Annotated in this window: 1 pseudogene; it reads left to right on the forward strand. The window is 55.3% G+C overall.

Annotated elements, in window-relative coordinates:
- A pseudogene (locus KP705_RS18695) lies at positions 1 to 397 on the forward strand (IS5/IS1182 family transposase); the annotation flags it as partial.

Consider the following 397-nt stretch of genomic DNA (forward strand, 5'->3'; position numbering starts at 1 on the left):
CTCCAAAGCAGCGCAATACGAATGCTGAGAAAGCCGACCTCCGGGCAGGGCGTATTCCTGAAGACTGGCAGGATAAGCCATCCAGATTGTCCCACAAGGACAGGAACACCCGCTGTACACTGAAGTTCACGAAGGCGAAGCGGCAAGACGATGGAACCATGCCATCCAGCGATCTGGCTATCCCATTCTTTGACTACAAGTCCCATGTCTCCATCGACCGGAAGTTCCGGTTCATCCGCGAATGGAAGACGACAGATGCCGCCGCCAGTGATGGCGCGCGATTGAGAGAGGGGCTKCTGGATAAAGCCAATACSGCCTCRAGCGTCTGGGCCGATACCGCGTATCGCTCGAAAGCCAACGAAGACTTCATGGAAAAGCAGGGCTTTGTCTCAAAGGT

Origin of the sequence: Gluconobacter sp. P1D12_c (assembly GCF_018812105.1) — a bacterium.
Taxonomy (GTDB): Bacteria; Pseudomonadota; Alphaproteobacteria; order Acetobacterales; family Acetobacteraceae; genus Gluconobacter; species Gluconobacter oxydans_A.